The organism is Limnospira indica PCC 8005 (assembly GCF_000973065.1).
Taxonomy (GTDB): domain Bacteria; phylum Cyanobacteriota; class Cyanobacteriia; order Cyanobacteriales; family Microcoleaceae; genus Limnospira; species Limnospira fusiformis.
Map to the genome: position 1 here is coordinate 1,077,291 of NZ_FO818640.1, position 24,411 is coordinate 1,101,701.

Genomic DNA, 24,411 nt, shown 5'->3' on the forward strand with positions numbered 1-24,411 from the left:
TGGTTTCCCAACTCCCATGAGGTTGACATGAAAGTTAGAGCATCAGTGAAGAAAATTTGTGAAAAATGTCGCGTCATTCGCCGTCGAGGGCGAGTGATGGTGATTTGCTCGAATCCCAAACATAAGCAAAGACAAGGATAGTGATGATGAAGGTAGTGAAGTGCGTCAGAGAGGCAGAATGCACGCAGATTCAATGATTATTAATTGGTCTGGCGCACCCTACCCATATTAACTGTTGATGTCTATTGTACACAGAGGGAAGAAAAGCAAAGTAGCGGGAAAGCTAAATTAAGTATCCCACTAACCCAAGCCAGTGATACCCTCGTCAAACGCACTTAATGGCTGTTATGATGGCCGCGCGAGGCGGCTCAGTCACTAAGCTAGGAAGTGTGAAGTTAGCCTTCACGGTCTGATCACTGGCAGGATTAAATAGAACAACTCGGCACTGTAATTAATTTTGGCACAGCACGATTATTAGGGAGAAAAAAACGTGGCACGGATAGCCGGAGTAGACCTTCCACGCGATAAGCGTGTTGAGATTGGTCTGACCTATATCTACGGAATTGGATTATCTCGCTCCAAAGAAATCTTAGCGGAGACGGGTGTCAACCCCGACACTCGGGTTAAGGATTTAACTGATGCGGACGTAGCAGCTTTACGTTCTGTAATCCAAACTAACTACCAAGTAGAAGGAGACCTGCGGCGCTTAGAAGCGATGAGCATCAAGCGTTTAATGGATATTGGTACTTATCGTGGTCGTCGTCACCGAATGGGATTACCGGTTCGGGGTCAGCGGACGAGGACGAATGCCAGAACCCGGCGTGGAGTTCGCCGAACTGTAGCAGGTAAGAAAAAAGCCGCCTCCAAGAAATAGTCTATGGAGAGGCTTTCCATGGGCCAACTGTATTAATCAATTATTCAGTAGGCAAGTTAATCAACTCAATAGGTCGTTAAAGAGACAACTATGGCGCGACAAACTAAAAAAACTGGACCAAAAAAGCAAAAACGGAATGTCCCCAACGGGGTAGCTTACATTCAGTCTACGTTCAACAACACAATTGTTAGTATTACGGATCAAAATGGGGAAGTAATATCTTGGGCTTCCGCCGGGTCTACAGGATTTAAGGGAGCGAAAAAAGGAACTCCCTTTGCAGCCCAAACAGCGGCTGAAAGTGCTGGCCGTCGAGCGTCCGACCAAGGTATGCGCCAAATTGAAGTAATGGTCAGCGGTCCTGGATCAGGTCGAGAAACAGCAATTAGGGCATTGCAGGGAGCGGGACTAGAAATTACTCTCATTCGTGATGTCACCCCAATTCCTCACAATGGTTGTCGTCCCCCCAAACGTCGTAGGGTGTAAAAAAGCCTGGTGGCGTGCGCCCAAACTAAAGCCGTAACAGGTTTTGAAAAATGAGAAGTTACATCCCCGATACTTTTCATTTTTCATTGGTAATGGGTTAGGTCTAATTTTTGGGGTAAGAGTCGAACGGAGGTCAATCGGTGGCGCAGTTTAAGATTGAGTGTATTGAATCCAATATAAGCACTGACCGTAGTCAGTATGGCAAATTTGTCCTGGGACCGTTAGATCGTGGCCAGGGAATAACCGTTGGAAATGCACTAAGGCGGGTGCTGCTGTCAAATTTAGAAGGGACTGCCATTACAGCGGTCCGAATTGCTGGCGTTAACCACGAATTTGCAACGATTGAAGGGGTTCGGGAAGATGTCCTAGAGATCATGCTGAATTTGAAAGAAGCAGTTCTCAAAAGCCATACCTATCAGAAGCAAATTGGCCGTCTCTTGGTGCAAGGTCCAGCAACCGTAACAGTCGGCCATTTTGATTTACCCTCGGAAGTGGAGGTGGTCAATAAAAATCAATATATTGCTACCTTATCCCCGGGGGCAACTCTGGAGATGGAATGTCAGATTGAAAAGGGGACAGGGTATCGAGCGGTTGATAGACATCGGGATGATTCTGCGGCTTTGGATTTTCTCCAAATTGATGCAATTTTCATGCCGGTACGGAAGGTAAACTACACTGTAGAAGATGCCCGCGATGGTGGATCTTTGGAGAAAGATCGGCTGACGTTGGAAATCTGGACGAGTGGCAGTTTGACTCCCCAAGAAGCGATCAGTCAAGCGGCTGCGATTTTGGTGGATCTATTCGGTGCCCTGAAAGATATCAACCTAGAATCAATTACGAGCGATCAAAGGGATGATATCGATCCTACCAGCCAGATCCCGATTGAGGAGCTACAACTTTCGGTTAGGGCTTATAACTGCCTAAAACGAGCGCAAATCAACTCGGTGGCGGACTTACGAGATTATACAGAGGAAGATCTCCTAGAGATCAAAAATTTCGGTCAAAAGTCTGCTGAAGAGGTGATCGAAGCTCTCCAAAACCGCCTAGGAATTACTTTACCTAAGGAGCGAGCAGCTAAATCTTGAGTAGGTGAGTGCCATAGAAGGTCACGGCTCGAAATGAGTTGTGAGTGCCTGTTTATGGCTGGTTTCGGAACTAAATCTAAGTAACTTATCTAAATAATTTGTCATGCGTCATCGTTGTCGTATTCATCAACTTGGTAAACCTGCGGACCAGCGAAAAGCCCTTTTGCGATCGCTGACTACCGAACTCATCCGTCATGGTCGTGTAACTACGACGAAAGCACGAGCTAAAGCTGTGCGCTCTGAAGTAGAACGGATGATTACTCTAGCTAAAGATGGAACACTCGCCTCTCGTCGCCAAGCGATGGGCTATATCTATGACAAACAACTGGTTCATGCGTTGTTTGAAGGAGCAGCCCAGCGCTATGGCTCCCGTAAAGGGGGATATACTCGCATTGTGCGAACGGTTCCTCGCCGGGGAGATAACTCGGAAATGGCAATCATTGAGCTGGTTTAAGGCGATTGTCAGGGAGCCGGTGACTCAAGCTGAACTCAAGGGAAGGCGGATTGTCAATGACTGATAAACAGCGCATTGCTCTGATTATCCAATACGATGGAACCCACTTCCACGGATGGCAACGGCAACCCAATCAGCGCACGGTTCAGGAGGACATAGAAACAGCTATTGGCAAGGTTTTAAAGCAGGAGCGAGTCCCCCTCCATGCAGCAGGTCGCACGGACTCTGGAGTTCATGCAGCAGCCCAGGTGGCTCATTTTGATGCCCCAGCCCATATTCCTGCCTATCGGTGGGCAACCATTCTCAATAGCCGATTGCCAGCGGATGTCCTGATTAGGGCATCGGCTCCGGTAGCGAAGGATTGGCACGCCAGGTTTGACGCTCAATGGCGACGCTATCGCTATAGCCTTTACACGGATGCTCGACCTAACTTGTTTATCCGTCGGTTTACCTGGCACTACTATCATCAGCGGTTGGATGAAAGCCTAATGTTGGCAGCTCTCAAACCATTACTGGGCTATCACCATTTATCAGCATTCCAACGAGCTGGTTCTAGTCGCCCCCATGCTTGGGTGGATGTCCAGGATGTGCAATGTTGGCGGAGCGAAGCATTTATTCATATTGAAGTTCAAGCGAGCGGATTTCTGTATGGAATGATGCGATTACTGGTGGGGCTGCTGGTACAGGTGGGGGCGGGGGAGCGATCGCTAGAAAACTTCCAAGATATCTGGGTCAACGAACGTCGGGAAATTGTCAAATCGGCAGCCCCTCCCCAGGGGTTGTGCCTACTACGGGTAGGCTATCCGAATTTCCCCTTTACTCCTGATATCTGGTTCGATACTTTTCCTAAATTTATCCTAGGAAAAACTGAACCACAATCACCATTAACTTAGGAGAACTGCAAGATCATGATGACTAAAACCTATCTGCCGCCGGTTGACTCCATTGAACGAAAATGGTACGTCATTGACGCGGCGGATCAAAGACTGGGCCGCCTGGCTACAGAAATTGCTCAAATCATTCGTGGCAAAAATAAACCCACTTACACCCCCCACATGGATACAGGGGATTTTGTAATCGTGGTTAACGCTGACAAAGTGGCAGTAACTGGCAAAAAAGGGGAGCAAAAAATCTATCGTCGCCACTCGGGTAGACCGGGAGGGATGAAGACAGAGACTTTTGATCAACTGCAAAACCGAGTCCCGGAACGAATTATTGAGAAAGCAGTTAAGGGAATGCTCCCCAAAAATGCTTTGGGCCGCCAACTATTTACGAAGCTAAAAGTTTATTCTGGTCCGACTCATCCCCATCAGGCTCAAGATCCTGAAGTGCTGAAAATTGACACAATTCCCACAGGAGGTAAATAATGCAGGCTATAGATACAGGTAAGGCAGTTTACTGGGGTACAGGTCGCCGGAAATCAGCGATCGCTCGTGTGCGTTTAGTTCCGGGCAGTGGCCAGGTAATTATTAATGGTCGCGAGGGCGAATCGTATCTGCAATTTAACACGAGCTATCTTTCAGCTACTAAAGCACCCCTAGAAACTTTAGGGCTAGAAAATGATTACGATGTTCTGGTAAATGTCCAAGGTGGGGGTCTCACAGGTCAAGCGGAGTCCATCCGCTTAGGTGTGGCTCGTGCTTTATGCGAGTTAAGTCCTGATAATCGCCAACCACTGAAAGCAGAAGGCTATTTAACCCGTGACCCTCGCGCTAAAGAGCGGAAAAAATACGGCTTGCGGAAAGCTCGCAAGGCTCCCCAATACTCGAAACGCTAGAGAGTTTTGGCTATCAATCCAGACTCAAGCGCGATCGTGTAAACTATCCTAGACAGGGGGTGGTAATATTGCCCATCCCCAGGTGGGTGCAGAATCTCAATTTATTAGGTTTTGTGACTCAGCCTGTCGCGAGCCAATTATGGCTATAATAGAAAGAAAGTAAAATTTGTTGATTTTGACTTGGTAGCTTAAACCATGCCTAAACCTGATATTCATCCCGAATGGTATCCAGAAGCTGAAGTAATCTGTAACGGCGAAGTCGTTATGAAAGTTGGTTGCACACAGCCATCACTGCACGTTGATATCTGGTCTGGAATCCACCCATTCTATACTGGAACTCAAAAGATTATTGACACAGAAGGACGAGTTGAACGCTTCCTGCGTAAGTATGGCATGATTGATGAGAGTCAAGCCACAGGAACGGAAGCGGATCAATCGAAAAAATAGCCGGGTTGTCGATTGTTTGTCGTCTGTTGTCCGTAGCGTCTGACTACTGGCAACCGACCGATTTTTGGTTTCCGGTTTATCCCTAATATTTAGCAGTGTAAAATAAGTTGTAAACCACCATTAAGTAAGGGTTAATGATGGTGATGGAGGTAATGCCAACGCCTAATTATCGAATATTTAATGATGTAAATCACCCACATTTACCGATAATTTTGATGGTAAAAAGCTGCAAAATTCCGATATTTAAGATATCTTTATACCCGGGGTTCAAGACGGAGACAAAGACAATTTAAGCTAAATTATGCTTCGACAACCGACTACTAACAAGAGGCAACCGAACCGCCATGGCAGAAACTTATTTACTAGATAAACTCAAATCCGTTGAGCAAACCTTTCAGGAGTTAACTTTACGATTAGCAGATCCTGAAATTGCGACAGATCCTGATGAATTTCAACGGGTAGCCAAAACTCGGTCTTCCCTGGAAGATGTGGTTAATGCCTATCAAGATTGGAAAACAACTCAGACGGAGTTAGCCGGGGCCAAACAAATCCTCCGAGAGACGGGGAATGATCCTGAACTCAAGGAAATGAAAGAAATGGCAGCTTTGGAGGTAGAAGAACTAACCACGAAGTTGCAAGAGTTGGAAACACGCCTGAAAATTCTCCTGCTACCCCAAGATCCTAATGATGATAAAAATATCATGTTAGAGATTAGGGCAGGTACTGGCGGCGATGAAGCGAGTATTTGGGCGGGGGATTTGGTGCGGATGTATTCCCGCTATGCTGAAACTAAAGGTTGGCGGGTAAGGCTACTGAGTGAGTCCCTGGCTGATATGGGGGGATTTAAAGAGGCGATTCTGGAAATTCAAGGCGATCGCGTTTATAGTCAGCTTAAATTTGAAGCGGGAGTTCATCGAGTCCAACGAGTTCCTGTAACGGAAGCAGGTGGGAGGGTTCATACTTCCACAGCAACGGTGGCAATTATGCCAGAAGTTGATGATGTGGAAGTGCAAATAGACCCGAAAGATATTGAGATGACTACGGCTAGATCCGGAGGTGCAGGTGGTCAGAACGTAAACAAGGTGGAAACGGCAGTTGATTTGTTCCACAAACCGACGGGTATTCGGGTATTCTGTACGGAAGAACGCAGTCAGCTAAAAAACCGGGAACGGGCTATGCAGATTTTGCGGGCTAAGTTATACGAAGCTAAACTGCGGGAACAACAGGATGCTGTGACTTCCATGCGGCGATCGCAGGTGGGGACAGGTTCAAGGTCGGAAAAAATCCGCACCTATAACTATAAGGATAATCGGGTGACAGACCATCGTCTGGGTCATAATTTCTCGTTAGCCCCAGTATTAGAAGGGGGAATAGGAGATTTGATCCAAGCGTGTATCATTCAAGATCAACAGGAACGATTGGCACAATTAGCAGAATCAACTGCTCCTGCATCTGTATAATAATGGCGATCGCTATTTTATGATTGGGGAAAGAAACCGGGTTGATGTGAGAGTTTTTCGTTTCTGATCAAAGATTTAACCAAGAAACCCGGTTTCTAGTTGGGGGGTTCTGCGATCGTGTTACGGGAAGCAGAGTTGAGTGGAAAAACAGCACCATTACTTCCGAGATAGCAAACAGTGCAGTCTGATGTTGAGAAATGGCTAAAAATAAACTCAAACTGATGGTAGTTGATGACGAACCCGATAACCTCGATTTGCTGTATCGGATATTTCGCCGCGAATTTCAGGTGTTTCGAGTAGATAGCCCAACGGCGGCTTTACAATTACTGGAAACTGAAGGGGAAATGGCGATCATAATTTCCGATCAGAGTATGCCAGAAATGACCGGACTTGAGTTCCTCAGTAAAACTGTGGCCCGTTTTCCCGACACAATTCGGATTTTGCTGAGTGGATACTCCCCAGAAACCCTAGAAGCATCCGGCGAAAATTTAGAGGCGGCGCAATTGTTTCAGTGTATTACTAAACCGTGGGACCCCACAGTGTTTGAGGCTACCATTAAAGATGCTAAAGCAGTTTACCAGCAGCGACAAGGTGCAGAAAATCCATAAACAACCAAGGCCTAATTTGATCACGTTTAGCCATGACTCCAGAAATGGTTGATTTTTGTTAAGATCCAATGCGGGTATGTAATTTTTGGCTTTGATGACAGTGTAGGGGGGTGATGCCATATCTTTCCAGGAAATGGATCTACGGTCGAACCTATCCTTACACGATTTCCTGACCCCACCCTTGAACATATTTTCGTCCTAGGAGACTGTTGATGCTGCGACTAGAACATATTAGCAAAATCTATCCCACAGGTACTATTCTTAAAGATATTAACTGGGAAGTTAAACCGGGCGATCGCATTGGTTTAGTGGGGGTAAATGGGGCGGGAAAGTCTACCCAACTTAAAATTATAGCCGGAGAAGTTGAACCCACATCCGGGGAAGTTATTAAGCCATCAAGTCTACATATCGCCTATTTAACCCAGGAATTTGAAGTTGATCCGGCGCGCACCGTCCGAGAGGAGTTTTGGAGGGTTTTTAATGAGGCTAACGCTACCCATGCAGCTTATGGTGAAGTTCAGCGAGAAATGGAAACGGCTGATCCGGATCGCCTGGATGAATTAATCCATAAATTGGATAAACTCCAACGGAAATTTGAATCCCTTGATGGCTACGGCTTAGAAGCTAAAATTGAGAAGATTTTACCAGAAATGGGGTTTGACTCGGAAGATGGCGATCGCTTAGTTAGCGCCTTTAGTGGTGGCTGGCAAATGCGTATGAGTTTAGGTAAAATTCTTCTGCAAGAACCAGATTTATTACTACTGGACGAACCGACAAACCACCTCGACCTAGAAACGATAGAATGGCTAGAAATTTACCTGAAGGGTTTAACTACCCCCATGGTAATTGTTTCCCATGACCGCGAGTTTTTAGACCGTCTCTGTACTCAAATTGTCGAAACCGAACGGGGAGTTTCTCGGACTTATTTGGGTAACTATTCCGCCTATTTGCTACAAAAGGCGGAAGCTGAGGCTGCTCAATTAAGCGCCTATGAACGTCAGCAGAAGGAACTCGAAAAACAACAGGAATTTGTCGAAAGATTTAGGGCGAGTGCCACCCGTAGTACCCAAGCAAAAAGCCGCGAAAAACAGTTAGATAAAATTGAGAAAATTGAGGCTCCTACAGCTTCTTTAAAAACGCTGAAATTCCACTTTCCAGAGGCTCCCCGTAGTGGCCGGGATGTGGTTAAAATTCAAGATTTGGTGCATACCTATGATGAGAAAATCCTGTTTTTGGGGGCAGAACTGCTAATTGAAAGAGGCGATCGCGTAGCTTTTTTGGGTCCTAATGGTTGCGGTAAATCTACCTTGCTTCGGATGATTATGGGGCTGGAAACCCCCAGCGAAGGAAGTGTATCTCTAGGAAAACATAATGTGATTCCGGGTTACTTTGAACAAAATCAAGCCGAAGCCTTAGACTTGACCAAAACAGTTATGGAAACTATCCATGATGAAGTTCCCGACTGGAAAAATGAGGAAGTTCGCACCCTCCTCGGTCGGTTTTTATTTAGTGGTGAAACTGTCTTTAAAAAAGTGGGTTCTTTGAGTGGTGGAGAAAAGGCGCGGCTGGCTTTGGCTAAAATGTTGCTCCAACCTGTGAATTTGTTGATTTTGGATGAACCAACTAATCACTTGGATATTCCGGCTAAGGAAATGATGGAATCAGCTTTACAGGAGTATGAGGGAACGGTTCTGCTGGTATCCCATGACCGTTACTTTATTTCTCAGGTGGCCAATAAAATTGTGGAAATTCGTGATGGTGAGTTTCGGGTTTATCTGGGAGATTATCACTATTATTTGGACAAGTTGGCTGAGGAAAAAGAACAGGAACGACAAGCTAAGTTAGCAGCCGAAAAAGCCGCGAAAAAAGCAGCTAAGGCGGCTAAGGCGGCTCAGAAAAAGGCAGCGGCTAAGGGTAGATAGTTTTATAAATCTGTAATTCCCCCTAGACCAATTTAGGGGGATATCAAACTCGGCTTTCGGGTGTTTATTAATTGGGTGGGGTTGAAATTATGCGATCGCTCTGTCAGGTTTCCTCGCTTGAGTACAACTGAGGTTAAGTTATGTTAAATTGGGTCTGTTGTAGTGATTTTTACCTATGGTGGCGATCGCATTGGCATCCTACACTTCTTTTAGACTCCAAGGGGGTGCAACTAAACTGCTAATTTTGTCAGCAACCATTAGTGTGTCGTAACTATCGCCATCAATTGTAAACAAAATTCCATCCACCAGCAGCCTAGGCGAATAGTCCCGCAGTAATTGAAACAAACAGGGTGAAACTTTATGAATTTCCAGTTTCAGTGTTTTCATGTCGTTGCCTCACTTGATAGTTTAATGAGCCATTAACACCTATTATAATTGATCCCTATGGTTTTGGGGGATTCTTGGGAAAGTATTAGTAATACTCAATTCGGCTATCTAAATCAGCCAATAAATTAATCATATAATCACCTCAAACCACAGTTTTCATGGTATAATAGCGTTTTCGCCTCATCAGCTATTTACTATTTCAGGCAACTGTGAAAAAAGCGTGAAAAGCGACATAATTTAATATTACGCTTCCCTGGTGGACCTGGTATTGATCAGATACAACTGTGCTGGAATTGGTAAAAGAGCGATCGTAAAGGGAACTAAACTGGGTAAACTATAGGTATTCGGAGAAGTTGGGTGCGTTACACCACCACTCATGGATCAACTCTTAAATAGGGAATTCAGGGTAGAGGTAGGTAGCGCACCATTTTTATTAAACTAGACCCCTCGTGTCATGAATACTGTCTTACTGGTTGAAGACTCCCTCACCCAAAGGGAATGTCTCTCCTACCAACTAACCTGGAGTGGTTTGGAAGTCATACCCGCCTCTGATGGCTTGGAGGCTTTAGATAAGTTACAGCAGGTGTGTCCAGATGTGATTTTGTTGGACGTGGTGATGCCTAAGCTGGACGGCTACAAAACCTGTCGTTTGATTAAATCCAACCCTGACACTCAAAATATCCCCGTTATATTTTTAACCGGAAAAGAACAAAATCTAGCCGTGTATGAAGGCATTAAACACGCCGAAGCCTATGTCAGTAAACCCTGGCGACCTAAAGAACTTTTGCAGACGATTAAATGGGTGACAGTTGCTGCTAAATCTCAACCCACAGTTAATTCTGCTCAAGCCTGGTTCAACTATTTTTTCTTAATTGTCAAGATTATTGATGTCTGTTTTATCTCTAAAGGTAAACCAGATAAGTATGCACTCCAAATAGTTAAACTTTATCAGTCGGCAATTCAAGCCCTTGAACATACCCTAACATTCAATCCTAATTATCCTCAAGCGCGTCAATATTATCGGATAATTAATCATAGATATAAACTTTTTACTAAAGAATTGCAGGCAAATCATTCCTGCCAAATATGTCACTATTTTTATGGGCAGGATGGCATCAATTGTGCAGTGCATCCTCAAGGATCAAAATCTGATAGGTGTCCTGATTGGGAATTGTAGGGGCGTAAAATTTACCAGGATTAAATTGAAAAATCCCCAAACTTAGCCCCACCAACTTTACATATTTTCTGGCAGTTGTATTAGTTCACTCATCGCTTTTTCGAGTTCGCTCATGAGAGACCTTTTATCTGTGGCTATTCTAGCATAACAATCCGGCGGTGCCAACTCCGGCTGGAAATAAATTAACTTAATCCGATTTGGACTAATGCAAATCATCAAAACTTCTATCTCTGGTTTATATCCGTCGATAATTCCCAGGATTTCCTGTAATTTATTATCCGCATTTTGGTTAAGGAGTTCAATGGCTGATTTCGGACAAAAAACAAAGTGAGGAGTTGGCTTGAGGTCAATACCTAAAGTTCCCTGTTCGCTTTCCCCTTCTAGGTGAACTCCCCAAGCTAAGGCGGCTAGTTGCGGATGGTGATTTTCCACAAAGTGATCGAGTTGTTTTTGCCAGCCATTTTGATCTACAGGGGTGGGGGTAATATTCATGGGACTAGAATTCCATTAATTTCTCAATCCATTGTATATTTATTCGTCCTAGGAGGGTATCCTAAGTTTTAGGGAATTGATGGTCACGCTTACATTTACAGTTACGCGGTTGCCCCAAATATTGATACTCCGCTTAGATGCTTGAGTATTTAACATAAAAAACCATAACTCATTCCCATTTCTATAACTCAACCGGAAAATTACGCCCACTAATTGTCCGGATCTATAGAGTGCAAGTTGAAAACGGAATTCAGCGCGATCGCTATTCTGTTTAGCTATTTAAACTTACCCATTTTGCACCCATGAGTTTTACTGCCTTTGAATTTGAAGACGTTAATTTTAATCCGGATCTTCAGTCAGATACTACGGGAATTTCTCCTGATCCGATTTCCACAGCAACTGGTATTCAGGCGCAAAATTCCATAACTGTCTTAACTAATGGTCAAATTTCATCAGAACCCACTGATAACTCGGATTTTATCCTAGGTACAGAATTCGATGATATCATCTTTGCTTTAGGGGGAGATGATACTATCTATGGTTTAGATGGCGATGATATTCTTGGTGGAAATGAAGGTAATGATTTCTTACATGGAAATCAGGGTAATGATACCCTCTATGGCGGTCAGGGGGATGATACCCTTAGAGGTGGTAAAGGCAATGATGTGCTATTTGGTGATCTGGGTGATGACCTCTTATTTGGCGATCGCGACAATGATACATTATTTGGAAATCAAGGTAATGATACCCTCTATGGCGGTCAAGGGGATGATCTCCTCTACGGTGGTCAAGGGGATGACTTATTATTTGGCGATCGCGGAAATGATACATTAATTGGCGATCAGGGTTCTGATACTCTCACAGGTGGAGAAGGAAATAACTGGTTTTATCTGGGTTTGAATACGGGAGGATTTACCCCTGACCGCAGCAATTTTATTATGGATTTTGATATTAATAAAGACTCTATTGGTTTGTTAGATAATCTTACTTTTGCATCTTTAAATATTTATCAAGGTGCCGGTATATATGCGACCGATACAATTATTCAAGACCGCGCTACTAATGAGTTTTTGGCGATTCTTAAAAATGTAAATAGCGATGGTTTCAAGGCTACCATCTTCCCTTCAGATGAACCTACACCGACACCGGAACCCACACCAGAATCGACAGTTTTACCAACTCCTGAACCGACTCCTGAGCCGACTCCTGAACCCGAACCAACTCCTGAACCAGAACCGGAGCCGGAACCTGAACCGACTCCTGAACCGGAGCCGGAACCTGAACCAACTCCTGAACCAACTCCCGAACCAGAACCGGAGCTGGAGCCAGAACCAGAGCCGGAACCCGAACCCGAACCGACTCCTGAACCGGAGCCGGAACCTGAACCCGAACCAGAACCGGAGCCGGAACCTGAACCAACTCCTGAACCCGAACCCGAACCGACTCCTGAACCGGAGCCGGAACCTGAACCCGAACCATTACCGGAACCTGAACCCGAACCATTACCGGAGCCGGAACCGACTCCTGAACCGGAACCAACTCCAGAACCCGAACCCGAACCGACTCCTGAACCAACTCCAGAACCGGAACCAACTCCAGAACCGGAACCGGAACCCGAACCCGAACCGACTCCTGAACCGGAGCCGGAGCCGGAACCAGAACCGGAGCCGGAGCCGGAACCGACTCCGGAACCGGAACCGGAACCCGAACCATTACCGGAACCATTACCGGAACCATTACCAGAACCAACTCCAGAACCAACTCCCGAACCAGAACCGGAGCCGGAACCAGAACCGACTCCTGAACCGGAGCCTGAACCGGAGCCTGAACCAGAACCGGAACCCGAACTTGCAGTTGTAGGGTTTACTATGGAGGAAATAGAAGTTGTTGAAAGTGACGGTAATATTATAATTACAGTCGAAAGAACAGGAGACACAAGTAGTACAGTAACTGTAGATTATGCGACAGTAGATGATACAGCGATCGCCGGAGAAGATTACATCGCTAGTAGCGGAACCCTAATTTTTTCTCCAGGTGAAACCATCCAAAATATTGACATCCAGATTATCGACGATAATCAAGTAGAAGATACGGAACAATTTAGGATTGTGCTGAGTAATCCTACTGGTGGTTTAACTTTAGGCGATCGCGATTCAATAATCTTGAGTATTATTGATGACGATGTAGAGCCGTCAGTTATCGAATTTAGTGATGCCGTTTTCAGTGTTAATGAAGATGGTACACCTATCTCCGAAATTACGGTAATACGAACTGGTGAAAGTATTGGCGAAATTAGTGTTGATGTCATCCAAACTGATGGAACAGCTACCGCTGGGGAAGACTATATTAATACTCCCATTACCATCACTTTTGCCGATGGAGATACCACACCGAAAACCGTCACAATTCCTATTATTGATGATGACATCTTTGAACCAACAGAAACCGTGATTCTGAGTCTGAGTAACCTGACAGGAAGTGCGAACTTGGGAACCCAAGAAACCGCTACTCTGTTCATTGTTGATAATGACTCTACCAATAACTTACAACTTGAAAGCGCAACCTATCTAGGAACACCTGGAAATGATAGTGCTAATGCGGCGGTTATTTCTCCTGTAGATTCGGCTATTATCATTGCTGGAAACTTTGACGGTGTGGGTCAGATTAAACGCTTGGAGGATGGAAATACAGAACCTTTATCAATTACCAACTTAGGAGGAAATGTCCGACATCTTGATGTAGACCGAGACAGTGGAGAAATCGTGGCTGTGGGTGATTTTGGCATTCGGGTTTATGATAGTACGGCGGCAAATATCTTGTGGTCAGACACGGGAATTTTTGACCGAGTTTCTATTGCTAACAATGGTACTATTGCTACCCTAACTAATAGTAGCGATACGGTGACTCTGTGGAGTTCGACAGGAACCCAACTGGCTACTACTACCCTGACCGGAACTGATATCCGTCCCGCAGATATTGCTATTGACCCCAATGGCGATCGCATTTTTGTCACCGGATTTAATCAAGTCACTAGCAACTTACAAACCCCATTTTTACGCGCCTTTGATACCGGATTAAATCAACTCTGGAATACCTGGGATTATAGCGCCTCTCAAATCACCGGACAGAATTTAGGTGCTGATACCCGTGGAGAACGAATTACCTTTGGACAAGATGGCGGACTCTATTTCCTCGGAAAAACCGATGGCGGAAATAACGTCTTTCAAAGGGATGGTCAAGACATCACCCAAAACCTATCAACTATGGTGAATGTTGATCAATTTAATAGCTTTTCTGGCGCGGGTGCTGGTTCCTTTACTTTCCATGCTAAAATAGATCCCAATAACGGAGATATCGAACGCGGTCAATTTATTGTTACCCGCACTGCCACTGGTGCTAATAGTTTTAACCCTAGCTCTATTACCGCTGATGAATTTGGACAGGTCTATATTGGTGGTTCTTCCGCATTCCAACTCCAAAATCGCGGTGATAAAACTATTAACGGTCAACCAGTAGGAAACTACACCTTGGGAGAAATGGCGGTTTTGGGACTTTCTCCAGATTATACAATCAGGAGATTCTGGAATCCACTAACCCAACCTGGTGACAATGGCTCAAGAGGAACTGTTAATGCTTTTACGGTTCGCAATGGTCAAGCCGTGATTTTTGGCACAGTTACTCAACCTGAGGTTTTCACGACTCCCACAGCTATTAACCCTAATGCTTTGGGTGGAAATGATACCTACTTAGCTACCTGGAGGGTTTAGTATAGAGTAGGTAAAATTGGGGGGAAATGAGGTGATGTCAGCACTATTAATTAATGTCTGACACCCTCATGATTTCACCCGAATTTGATTGAAGTAACAGACAGATAAAGCCTTAAATGAGAGGTAAATTTAGCTGGTATAAACCAGGTTTTGGTCTGGCTAAACTAGCCCATCAGTTTTGCCGATGAGATGTTGACAAATTACCTAAAATGTGATATATAGGGTTTGTGCTTGTGTGAGCATAAGTTGATTGAAAAAGCGATCGCATCTCATAGTCAACAATTCCCCCATAGCTTAGGCTTGATATGGGGGGGTTGATCATCTCCCAGAGGGATATGGTTAGTAAAATTATTAATTAATTTCCCGGTTGTCCCTTGCCTTTGGAGAATCGAGTTATAATCGAGTTGAGGCTGTAGAGTTTTGACTATCTAAAGAGTGATGGAAGATAAACTACTACGGGGATTAAAAGTACGGTTAGCGGCAATTTTCTGATAATATTCACGCTCGCGCGCAGTAAGTTCATCAGGTGGCACCACCAATAACTTGACAAACTGATCACCACGTCCGCCGCCCTTTGGTTTCGGCCAACCTTTCCCCCTCAGTCGGAGAGACTGTCCAGACCGAAGCCCAGGGGGAATATTCATTTTGACCATACCATCAGGAGTAGGAACCTGAATAGAGGCTCCCAAAACCAACTCATCGGGAGTTATGGGAATTTCGCAGATCAGATTATCGCCATCCAACTTAAAAAAATTGTGGGGTTGAATATCGACAATCAAATATAAATCTCCCCGTTGCTGGGTATAGGGATCAACCTGTCCTTGTCCCCGTATTCTAATCTTACTTCCCGGCTTCACCCCTGGCGGAATGGAAACCTCACCACCAGCCATACGGCGCTGAGTACCGTGGAAGGCTTCACTAAGAGTCAATGTCACCTTAGTCTCAAGATTAGAACCACCCGGAGAGGAAGAGGAAGAAGTAAAATCCTCAAATCCACCATAACCGGGTGATTTGGACTGATTGGTGCGATAGGAATAGCGACTACCAGCGCCCCCAGGACTTCCCGCCGCGCGTCCTAATAGACTATTGATAAACTCATCAAAACTAGCAAACTGGCTAAAATCAAACCCACTGACATCAGGATTATTAGCACTATTAGTAGTTCCCGACCAACCGGAGTTTCCGGCTTGATGCCAATATTGACCAAAGCGATCGTACTTTTGGCGTTTTTCGGGGTCAGAGAGTACCTCATAAGCCTCATTAACCTCCTTAAAGCGGGTCTCCGCAGCCTTATTACCGGGATTCATATCTGGGTGATATTTACGAGCCAATCGGCGATAGGCTTTTTTAATCTCATCGGCGCTAGAATTTTTAGTTAAGCCGAGAACCGAATAGTAATCTTTATAATCTGTCGTCGGCATTATCTACTCTCCTACTGTTCTCATTTCGTGCTTTTGGGTGCGGATACACAATAACTTGAGTCTGAAAATTCACTCTAATTCGATCCAGCCTAGCAGAGTTACGTCCTGTTAGCAAATTAACTGAATATTGCTTGACAATACTCAACAATCAGTCTAAGCTAGATAAGTACACAACAAGCGAGCTAAATGCCGAAATATACATCACCGAGTGAAACGGCTCAATACTTTGGTGTATGTTTACATACTTTAAGAAGATGGGAAAAAAACGGCAAAATTCAAGCGATCCGGACACCATCAGGGCAGAGACGATATGATATTGCCTCCTACACGGTCTCATCAAACGAGAGAACGCAACGGGCAATTATCGCTTATGCCCGCGTTTCAAGTCGCGGACAAAAAGCAGACCTCGCGCGCCAAGTTGCAAAGTTACTCGAAGTCTACCCCAACGCCGAACTCGTCACTGATATCGCCAGTGGTCTTAATTTCCAAAGAAAAGGACTTAGAGCCATTTGGGAGCGAGTCCGTCAAGGCGATGTCGGATTTATTGTGGTTGCCCACAAAGACAGACTCGCCCGTTTCGGGTTTGACCTCATCTCTTGGTTGTGTGAACAAGATGGTACAAAAATCGTGGTTCTCAAGCAAGACGGTTTATCCCCAGAGCGAGAATTGGTTGAGGACATCCTTGCCATTGTTCACATCTTCAGTTGCCGACTTGACGGACTCAGAAAGTATAAATCTGCCATCAAAAAAGATCCGGATTTATCCCAGTCCTGAACTGGCAAAAACTTGGAAAAAATGGCTGGCTGCTTGTTGTTATTGTTTTAACCAAGCCATCGCCATGCAGCGTCAATCAACAACTCGGATTGGTAAGCTGAAATTGCGAAATCTGGTCATGCAATCCGATTTACCTCAATGGGTGAAAGAAACGCCTTGCCAGATCAGACAAAATGCTATCTTTGACGCACATCAAGCCATAAGTGCGAGTGGTGATGCCCAATTCCGAAGTATCCGTGACCCCCGCCAAACCATCAAATTTAATAATTCCAATTTCACCAAAGGAACATGGTACAGTAAATTCACAAAAACACTGAAGTTTAAGGCAAGTGAACCTATACCAGAGCCATGTGATTATGGTACTCAATTGACTTATCGGCGTGGTAAATGGTTCGCTGTTTTTCCAGAACCTGTAATTAAAAGTCATACATCTTCAAAAAAATAATTGCCTTAGATCCGGGTGTCAGGACCTTTTTGACTGGATATGACGGCGATAAAGTCATTGAAATTGGCAATGGTGACATGGGACGAATCGTGAGATTATGTCAACACTTAGATAATTTAATTAGCCGTTCAACTAAGGTAAGTGCTAAACAACGCCGTTCCCTGAGAAAAGCGGCCAATCCAATTCGAGAAAAGATTCGGAACTTAATTGATGAAGTACACAAAAAAACAGCTCATTATCTGACTAATAACTATGGATTAATTTTTCTTCCTCGCTTCGAGTCCTCCCAAATGGTAGCCAAGTCAAGAAGAAAAATTAGATCTAAAACAGTTAGAAGTATGCTGACTTGGGCGCATTATCGCTTTAAGTTAATCCTAAAACATCAGGCAGCAAAGCGTGGTTGCGTGGTGCTTGATGTGGGCGAAAGTCACACATCTAAAACCTGTGGAGCGTGTGGACATCGCCACGCCCAACTAGGTGGTGCGAAGATACACAAGTGTCCCCACTGTGGTAGTCAAACACCTAGAGATGCGAACGGCGCACGTAATATAATGTTACGTGCTTTGAGGGATTCCTCCTTTACTGTCAGCAATGATGGTATTGCTATAGTTACAGTCCGAGCATGGTCAATCAATGTTCAGGAATGTTCAGCTTAAATGAATCAGGATGCTAGGAAAAGCAGCATATTTATATATTTTGAATCTCAAGGAGGCGATCGAACCCATCACTAAGAGTAGGAGGCGCGTCAGTAAGTTGGCGATACATTTGGAGAATCACCCCTTCAGGAACTTGACGCGATCGCCTTTCATTGCGTGCTAGACAGACCTCCAGGGGAGTATTAACCCATAATCCGACCACGGACTGAAAACCAAAACCACGGACCTGAGCAATTAAATCTCGGCGGCGACGGCGTTGAACATTAGTTGCATCATAAATAACATCAACCATATCAGCAACGGCCTGTTGAAGTTCCCCGCGAACCTGAGCCCAGATTGACAACCAAGGTCCTTGAATACTCTCATCACCAAATAAGCGTTGGCGAATTCTATCAGTGGAGACCCAGCGCTGAAAGTGCGACCCTTGAGATAACCTTTCAGCAATAAAGGACTTCCCACTAGCAGGAAGCCCTATAATCAAGACAATTTTAGACATGGACTAGGGCAGATTGTTTATATGATAGGAAGGTTAAAATAGCCTCCTTTCCCTTAGTCAACCATAGAACTACCCAAAAGGTAAACCTAAATAATTGTCCCATCTGGAATCACGGCATTTTTCAAAATTACGGTTATTCCACCGCGAATGTAGAAGCCATCCTCTTCCCGTTCTGCTTCCTGAACATGGTCCTTGTTGATAATCTGGACATGGCGACCAATGCGAGCATTTTTATCGACAATAGCCCGGCGGATAGTAGTGTTGTTACCGATACCGATAGGAACGCTACCTTTTTCTAAACCATATTGACGTTCAGCAAAAGGTTGATAGAAATCTGACCCCATTAACATGGTGTCTTCAACGAGACTACCGGACTCGACACGAGAGCGCAACCCCAGCACAGAATGATCAATGCGACATTCCTTGAGAATGCAACCCTCAGCAATAATAGATTCAGTGATCTGACAGTCCAGCATCTTGGATGGTGGTAAGTAGCGGGAACGGGTATAAATAGGAGCGTTCTCGTCGTAGAAACTAAAAGCAGGTTGTGGCTGTTGAGTCAAAGCCAAGTTAGCTTCAAAAAAGGCCTCAATAGTTCCGATATCTTCCCAGTAATCGTTAAACAGATAGGCTTGAACATTATGATCCTTAGCGGCACCAGGAATCACTTCCTTACCAAAATCGGTTTGATCTGGGGCATCCTTGAGTAGTTTAAATAAAACATCCTTTTTAAAAACGTAGATGCCCATAGAAGCGATGTAAGGCGACTCGGCAGCCTCTTCGGGGGATAACCCCAAACTGCTGGTATCCACTGCCATTTGTTTTAGGGCTTCTCCCTTGGGTTTTTCGCTGAAATCGATAATCCGACCAGTGCTTTCGTCAATCTTCATCAAACCGAAAGCAGAAGCCCGTTTTTCGTCTACGGGTAAAACTGATAGGGTGATGTCTGCCCCTGTGTCGATATGACGTTGGACAAAATCCCGATAGTCCATGCGGTACAGGTGGTCACCGGACAGAATTAGGAAATGTTCAACATCCCATTCTTCCATGAGCCATAGATATTGGCGCACTGCATCAGCAGTTCCCTGAAACCATTGGGGGTTAGTCACACTGGTTTGTTGTGCGGCGAGGACTTCCGCAAAGCCATCTGTAAAGCCAGAAAAGTTGTAGGTTCGGGCAATATGACGGTTAAGGGATGCTGAGTTAAACTGGGTCAGGATATAGATTTTCAGAATTTCTGAGTTTATACAGTTACTGATCGGAATATCGATCAAACGGTACTTACCGGCTAAAGGAACAGCGGGTTTGGCTCGCATTTTGGTTAGGGGGTACAAACGGGTGCCCGCACCGCCACCTAGAATTACTGCTAATACTTGTTTCACTTCAATTACCTGATACATTTACGCGACATTTTTCCGGTTGTTCCCGGACAATGCGACGATAGCACTATTACCCGTTAAGGTAACAGAGGCGGTATCCCGCAAAGCTTTTAGAAAGATTCCAAAAGCACCGTTCCAGTCCCGTGGTAGAGTGAACCCGCACTCAGGACATCGGAACACTTTTGAGCCACCTAGCTGGGAATGGACATGACCACAGTGAGTACAGGTTTTGCTGGTGTATTCTTCGGTCACATCTACAACTGTTCAGTTATTTCCGCGCTTATGTCTCAGGGTTAGTTTGAATCGATAATGCGCCCATGTCAGCATGGATCGGGCAGTCTTAGACCTGATTAGACGCTTCACCTTGGCAACCATATTGGAAGTCTCGAAGGTGGGCCAAAAAATCCGGCTGTGTTATGGGATGGCCAGGGATGCGACCCAATCAAGCAAGGGGTTGAAGTCCTCACCGGGTAGTCCCCACGCCCATTTCAGCTCTATTTCATACCCGAAGGTCTCGCACCATACTTGGTATTATACCGTATTGCCGTAAAATGTTAACCTAATTTGAGATTAAATCATGCTCTCGACTGCATCAGTTCTCCCAAGTCTAAGTGTCCGACTGGATGGCAATCTTGGCAAGTAGCAAAGTTAAAACTGGCAAATAGACGCTCTGGTGGGCTGGGTCAGACGGGCTAAATAGGGACATCAGGGCATCATCAACTACTGAGGCGAGCCCTGGTAGAGGAGTTACGTCCTGTGTTGTAAGGCTGGTCACGTTTTGCCAAGGTGTTTTTGTAGTAGGCGATGAATGAATTGGTAGCGTGAGCCTATTTTTCTGAGCAACAGTAACCCGGTGGCATCATTTAAAAATTGGGCATAGTTCCAGGGTGCATCTCCTTCTCCCCATAGGACAAATCGCAAGATCAGGCGTTCGATCGCCAATTTTAGGCTCAACGGTTGGTAGGTGAGGGCTAATATGATTCCTAGGGTCATGGCGGCGATTAACAATGGCAGCGATCGCCAAATGATTGCTAGGATCATGATTGCTATAATTGACCACCAAATCCCACTTTCGACTATCTTCATACCCAGATGATAAGCCCGTTCTTGTTCGCGGGTATGTAGCCAGGTTTTCGGGATGCGATCGAGGATAAAATCTTGAGTTTGTTCTTTTTCCAGGCGTTTGGCGAGTTCTGTTAGCCAGTGGCGGAATTGTTCGGAACTGTAGTTTTTTCCGGCATCACTATTATGATGGCGATCGCGTAAGCTAGAAATTTGATGGCGCAGATAGGCTTTTAATAAATACTCTTGTTGATCATCAATGGTGTTTAAATGTTTCCAAGATGAGATTAAGATATTTTCATAAGCTAGGGTCATCATTGTTAAAAATAATGGCTTTTGGGCGATTTTTAATAACTGTGGTTCTTCTTCGATGTCATGCCAAAGTTCCCGACTTCTAGCATTCATTAAATACTTGTGTATCTGTCGATTAGTCAAGGGACGTAACAATATTGCACCATTTAGTTGCAACCTTGCCTGACAGGGATGATAGGATTTGACGGTGCTAGATACTACTAAATGTAGGGGGGAGAGATGACTGTCTAAAAAATCATTAATATATTGAATACAGGATTCCCGATGATGTTCTTCGACCTCATCGAAACCATCCAATAAGGGGAGAATCTGGAGTTGTTCCATCCAGTAGCGTCCTGATTCGGGAGCGATCGCATATTTGAGGTGCATTTGCTCTACCATCCAATCGGAGATAGACTGTTGCTCAACTCGCCAAGATGATAAATTGAGCCAAATCGGCATAGGTTCATGTTCATCAGATAAGGCTCTCTCTACTAAGACCTTAGCCAGTCCCACCAGGGTGGTAGTTTTCCCGGAACCAGTCCCCCCCAAAATCAACAGGCGGCCATCAATGTGATCGAATACTTCAATAATTCCGGCATTAGCTGCTAATTTCACACTAGGGCGGCTGCCTATTTTCACTTCCACATCCCAAGCGCGCCTCATGCGTAGGGGGGGTTTTTCCTGGGCTAACTTGGTGAGAACATGGCGATGGGGAGACTGTAGCCGATATTGTCTCACCTCCTGTTTAACTTGGGTGAGTAATTGATGGCGTTTGGGAACTTGTACCCGAGTACCAGTTAATCTAGGCATTGAATAGAGTCAGGATTTGCGATCGGGACAGGAAATAATGGTTATGTTAAAAATACACTGAACTATGACTTTAGGGATAATTATCATGTTAAGTTTTAGGTTAGAGTCCTGAAGGATTGGGGAAGAGGGGGTAAGTTTTGATATATTTGGAATTGGGAACTCTGCAATTTTTGAAGATGATTTTTGTCTACCAGCGAGGTCTGTCCCATGTCCTTCAAACCCAAGCAATTGATAGTTGCCAGTGTAGCCGGACTGGTGACAGCAGTTATAGTAGCAGCGATCGCTATTCAGTGGCGATCTTCACAGGAAACTCCCGCCGCCTCACCTCAAGGAACAGTTACTGATTCCCCGGTTCCTAGTGCGCCAAGTCAAGCACCTGGGGTTATAGAGTCGCCACCAATTGTGGTGAGACCCCCGACAACTGGCTGCGAGATTACTATGGCAATTGTCCAAGACCCTGACCCTCCTTTAAATGTACGGCGCGCGCCTCAAGTTCAGGAAGGTAACATTGTTGGTCAACTACCCAATAATACTTTTATTTCGGTAGTAAATGAGCAAGACGGTTGGCTAGAAATTAGCGATCCGGTTCCGGGATGGGTTGCTAAAAACCGAACCCATAGCAGTTGTCCGAATGTCCGCCAACCGATTCAATTTTTACCGGGTGGTAATTCAGCTATTATCCAAGGTGAAATTATTGGCGGTGGTAGCCATAGCTATACCTTGGAAGCTGAAGCAGGTCAAACCCTGACAGTTACGGCGGAAAACTCTATTTTCCCCTATATTATCACTCCAGATGGTCAACTTTTAGGGGATGATGTTAATGCTAATGATGACCTAACGGAATGGACGGGAATGATTCCGGAATCGGGAACCTATACTTTCGAGCTTGACTCGAATTTCCGAGGTTTTACCTATGAGTTTTTGGTGAGATTAGAATGAGGTAAATGCTTTAATTTTTGCACAACACCAACATATCCTGATAACTAGCGGAACGACTCCGACGACACCACATCCCATAATCTTGGCGTTGTACTGATAGACCAGAATCCTTAATCCAATCCATTACTAATGCTTCGGAATGTGCGATCGCATCTTCGGGATTATCAGGATCATCGATAAAACTTTCGCCGACAGCATAGGCAAAATTCCGGGAACTGCGACCGGATTTAATCAAGGATTCGGTTTCATCATTTAATAGAAAAAACGTGCATAAACACCTACCACCCGGCTTTAACACTCGCGCTATCTGTTGTAAATAATTCCGACTGGCGGCTGCATATAAATGGGTAAAAACGGAAGTTAACAGCACAAAATTAAATTGGTTATTAGGGTAGGGAAACACAAAATTTTCGGCGGGAGTTTTGCCAGTGGGATTATAGCGATCGCTGTATAAATCCGCACATTCAAAATGAAAATTAGGACGGGTAGCACTAATCACTTGCTGACACCAATCAATCCAATGGGGAACAATATCAAACCCGTGATAAGAGGCTTGAGAGTTGAGATAATAAGCCAAACCATAAGCGATGCGACCGACCCCGCAACCCGCATCAAGAACCGCCTCTGCTGGTTGTAAATTGGCTTTATTAACAAAGTGTCCTAAAAAGTCCGCCGCCACAAACTTAAAACTACCACCGACCCCAACCCGATCGCTTTTTTCGGGAACCGGAAGCGAAGGTTCCAAGAACCCAAATAAAACATCACCTTCTCCCGATGCAAATATAGGAGTTAGCCTTACCAAACTATTGAATAAACCTGTTTGTTGAATCCAACTTAGGGGGATATAAATTAAAAATCTAGCCTGGTCAGCGTGATCTAAACTAGGAAATAACTGTTGGACATCCTGACTAATTAACCCTTTCTCTACCCGAAACTCAGGAACATCTAAGCCACCAATATTAATACGAAAATCCAGGACGAGACCACCTCCCCAGGAAGCAGACCAACCTTTAAGGCGTACCAGATCACCTTCTAAGGTAACTTGACCAAGACAGCCAAGGGTTTCGAGGCTTTTAGTTGCAGTCATAACCAGATGAACACTATAGAATAATGGTCTATCCTACAGCAGAATAGACCAATTATCGCATTTTCTCAGAAATCGAAAGTATAAACTTAATGGGGTGCTAAACTCTGATGGTATC

25 protein-coding genes and 3 pseudogenes are annotated in these 24,411 nt (G+C 44.9%); 19 read left to right on the forward strand and 9 right to left on the reverse strand.

Annotated elements, in window-relative coordinates; genetic code table 11:
* Nucleotides 1-27: 27 nt before the first annotated feature.
* The 12 genes from rpmJ (at nt 28) to XZ46_RS04725 (ending at nt 9,110) form a co-directional block, all read left to right on the forward strand.
* On the forward strand, nt 28-141 hold the full coding sequence (gene rpmJ, locus XZ46_RS28205) for a 50S ribosomal protein L36 (protein WP_006618079.1): 114 nt from the start codon (nt 28-30) through the stop codon (nt 139-141).
* Nucleotides 142-490: 349 nt separating this feature from the next.
* Nucleotides 491-874, forward strand: a complete 384-nt coding sequence (gene rpsM, locus XZ46_RS04675) for a 30S ribosomal protein S13 (RefSeq protein ID WP_006621324.1) — start codon at nt 491-493, stop codon at nt 872-874.
* Nucleotides 875-964: 90 nt separating this feature from the next.
* Nucleotides 965-1,357 carry a 30S ribosomal protein S11 gene (gene rpsK / locus XZ46_RS04680; RefSeq protein ID WP_006618077.1) on the forward strand — a complete coding sequence of 131 codons (393 nt, stop codon included), beginning with the start codon at nt 965-967 and terminating at the stop codon, nt 1,355-1,357.
* 140 nt (nt 1,358-1,497) lie between these two features.
* Nucleotides 1,498-2,442 carry a DNA-directed RNA polymerase subunit alpha gene (locus tag XZ46_RS04685; protein WP_006621323.1) on the forward strand — a complete coding sequence of 315 codons (945 nt, stop codon included), beginning with the start codon at nt 1,498-1,500 and terminating at the stop codon, nt 2,440-2,442.
* A 103-nt stretch (nt 2,443-2,545) separates the two neighbouring features.
* Nucleotides 2,546-2,896, forward strand: a complete 351-nt coding sequence (gene rplQ / locus XZ46_RS04690) for a 50S ribosomal protein L17 (protein WP_006621322.1) — start codon at nt 2,546-2,548, stop codon at nt 2,894-2,896.
* Between the two features lie 56 nt (nt 2,897-2,952).
* Entirely contained in the window at nt 2,953-3,789 is an 837-nt protein-coding gene (gene truA, locus XZ46_RS04695; RefSeq protein ID WP_006621321.1) for a tRNA pseudouridine(38-40) synthase TruA, read from the forward strand.
* A gap of 15 nt (nt 3,790-3,804) precedes the next feature.
* Nucleotides 3,805-4,263 (forward strand): 50S ribosomal protein L13, encoded by a 459-nt coding sequence (gene rplM, locus XZ46_RS04700; RefSeq protein ID WP_006621320.1) that lies wholly within the window; start codon nt 3,805-3,807, stop codon nt 4,261-4,263.
* Nucleotides 4,263-4,673, forward strand: a complete 411-nt coding sequence (rpsI, locus tag XZ46_RS04705) for a 30S ribosomal protein S9 (RefSeq protein WP_006621319.1) — start codon at nt 4,263-4,265, stop codon at nt 4,671-4,673. Before rplM ends, rpsI begins: the two co-directional genes overlap by 1 nt.
* Nucleotides 4,674-4,868: 195 nt before the next feature.
* On the forward strand, nt 4,869-5,120 hold the full coding sequence (gene rpmE / locus XZ46_RS04710) for a 50S ribosomal protein L31 (RefSeq protein ID WP_006621318.1): 252 nt from the start codon (nt 4,869-4,871) through the stop codon (nt 5,118-5,120).
* A 344-nt stretch (nt 5,121-5,464) separates the two neighbouring features.
* Nucleotides 5,465-6,580: a peptide chain release factor 1 gene (gene prfA, locus XZ46_RS04715; protein ID WP_006621317.1), complete on the forward strand. Its 1,116-nt coding sequence runs from the start codon at nt 5,465-5,467 to the stop codon at nt 6,578-6,580.
* Nucleotides 6,581-6,777: 197 nt separating this feature from the next.
* Nucleotides 6,778-7,188: a response regulator gene (locus XZ46_RS04720; RefSeq protein WP_006621316.1), complete on the forward strand. Its 411-nt coding sequence runs from the start codon at nt 6,778-6,780 to the stop codon at nt 7,186-7,188.
* A gap of 212 nt (nt 7,189-7,400) precedes the next feature.
* A complete protein-coding gene (locus XZ46_RS04725) occupies nt 7,401-9,110 on the forward strand; it encodes an ABC-F family ATP-binding cassette domain-containing protein (protein WP_006621315.1) in 1,710 nt (569 codons plus the stop codon).
* A 198-nt stretch (nt 9,111-9,308) separates the two neighbouring features.
* Here XZ46_RS04725 and XZ46_RS04730 read toward each other — a convergent pair whose 3' ends face one another.
* Entirely contained in the window at nt 9,309-9,497 is a 189-nt protein-coding gene (locus XZ46_RS04730; RefSeq protein ID WP_006621314.1) for a hypothetical protein, read from the reverse strand.
* A gap of 454 nt (nt 9,498-9,951) precedes the next feature.
* Between XZ46_RS04730 and XZ46_RS04735 the strand changes: the two genes are divergently transcribed.
* Nucleotides 9,952-10,674, forward strand: a complete 723-nt coding sequence (locus tag XZ46_RS04735) for a response regulator (protein WP_006621313.1) — start codon at nt 9,952-9,954, stop codon at nt 10,672-10,674.
* A gap of 57 nt (nt 10,675-10,731) precedes the next feature.
* On the opposite strand, the gene ccmS is transcribed toward XZ46_RS04735, so the two are convergent.
* Entirely contained in the window at nt 10,732-11,166 is a 435-nt protein-coding gene (gene ccmS, locus XZ46_RS04740) for a beta-carboxysome assembly chaperone CcmS (RefSeq protein WP_006621311.1), read from the reverse strand.
* A 302-nt stretch (nt 11,167-11,468) separates the two neighbouring features.
* Here ccmS and XZ46_RS38515 point away from each other — a divergent pair.
* Nucleotides 11,469-12,050: pseudogene (locus tag XZ46_RS38515) on the forward strand (calcium-binding protein); the annotation flags it as partial.
* A gap of 161 nt (nt 12,051-12,211) precedes the next feature.
* On the opposite strand, the gene XZ46_RS38520 reads toward XZ46_RS38515, so the two are convergent.
* Entirely contained in the window at nt 12,212-13,102 is an 891-nt protein-coding gene (locus XZ46_RS38520; protein ID WP_498366211.1) for a hypothetical protein, read from the reverse strand.
* On the opposite strand from XZ46_RS38520, the pseudogene XZ46_RS38525 reads away from it, so the two are divergent.
* Nucleotides 13,032-14,933, forward strand: a pseudogene (locus XZ46_RS38525) (Calx-beta domain-containing protein); the annotation flags it as partial. The gene XZ46_RS38520 and the pseudogene XZ46_RS38525 sit on opposite strands and share 71 nt — an antisense overlap.
* A gap of 428 nt (nt 14,934-15,361) precedes the next feature.
* On the opposite strand, the gene XZ46_RS04750 reads toward XZ46_RS38525, so the two are convergent.
* Nucleotides 15,362-16,354, reverse strand: a complete 993-nt coding sequence (locus XZ46_RS04750; protein WP_006621307.1) for a DnaJ C-terminal domain-containing protein — start codon at nt 16,352-16,354, stop codon at nt 15,362-15,364.
* 186 nt (nt 16,355-16,540) lie between these two features.
* On the opposite strand from XZ46_RS04750, the gene XZ46_RS04755 reads away from it, so the two are divergent.
* The 3 genes from XZ46_RS04755 (at nt 16,541) to XZ46_RS04765 (ending at nt 18,229) form a co-directional block, all read left to right on the forward strand.
* Nucleotides 16,541-17,128, forward strand: coding sequence for an IS607 family transposase (locus XZ46_RS04755; RefSeq protein ID WP_008053757.1), 588 nt, complete (start codon nt 16,541-16,543; stop codon nt 17,126-17,128).
* A gap of 64 nt (nt 17,129-17,192) precedes the next feature.
* Entirely contained in the window at nt 17,193-17,573 is a 381-nt protein-coding gene (locus tag XZ46_RS04760) for a hypothetical protein (protein WP_006670286.1), read from the forward strand.
* Between the two features lie 29 nt (nt 17,574-17,602).
* Nucleotides 17,603-18,229, forward strand: a complete 627-nt coding sequence (locus XZ46_RS04765) for a zinc ribbon domain-containing protein (RefSeq protein WP_006621305.1) — start codon at nt 17,603-17,605, stop codon at nt 18,227-18,229.
* Nucleotides 18,230-18,260: 31 nt separating this feature from the next.
* Here XZ46_RS04765 and XZ46_RS04770 read toward each other — a convergent pair whose 3' ends face one another.
* The 4 genes and pseudogenes from XZ46_RS04770 to XZ46_RS04780 all read right to left on the reverse strand — a co-directional run bounded on the left by XZ46_RS04770 (nt 18,261) and on the right by XZ46_RS04780 (nt 22,270).
* Nucleotides 18,261-18,725: an AAA family ATPase gene (locus XZ46_RS04770; RefSeq protein ID WP_006621304.1), complete on the reverse strand. Its 465-nt coding sequence runs from the start codon at nt 18,723-18,725 to the stop codon at nt 18,261-18,263.
* Between the two features lie 86 nt (nt 18,726-18,811).
* Nucleotides 18,812-20,107 carry a glucose-1-phosphate adenylyltransferase gene (locus XZ46_RS04775; protein WP_035759831.1) on the reverse strand — a complete coding sequence of 432 codons (1,296 nt, stop codon included), beginning with the start codon at nt 20,105-20,107 and terminating at the stop codon, nt 18,812-18,814.
* Nucleotides 20,108-20,125: 18 nt separating this feature from the next.
* Nucleotides 20,126-20,518 (reverse strand): annotated as a pseudogene (locus XZ46_RS28210) (zinc ribbon domain-containing protein); the annotation flags it as partial.
* Between the two features lie 357 nt (nt 20,519-20,875).
* On the reverse strand, nt 20,876-22,270 hold the full coding sequence (locus tag XZ46_RS04780) for an NACHT domain-containing protein (RefSeq protein WP_006621299.1): 1,395 nt from the start codon (nt 22,268-22,270) through the stop codon (nt 20,876-20,878).
* A gap of 207 nt (nt 22,271-22,477) precedes the next feature.
* On the opposite strand from XZ46_RS04780, the gene XZ46_RS04785 reads away from it, so the two are divergent.
* Complete coding sequence (locus XZ46_RS04785) at nt 22,478-23,209, forward strand: SH3 domain-containing protein (protein ID WP_006621297.1); 732 nt, start codon at nt 22,478-22,480, stop codon at nt 23,207-23,209.
* A 10-nt stretch (nt 23,210-23,219) separates the two neighbouring features.
* Here the strand turns inward: XZ46_RS04785 and XZ46_RS04790 are convergent, their stop codons facing one another.
* Nucleotides 23,220-24,296: a class I SAM-dependent methyltransferase gene (locus XZ46_RS04790; RefSeq protein WP_008057330.1), complete on the reverse strand. Its 1,077-nt coding sequence runs from the start codon at nt 24,294-24,296 to the stop codon at nt 23,220-23,222.
* Between the last annotated feature and the right edge of the window lie 115 nt (nt 24,297-24,411).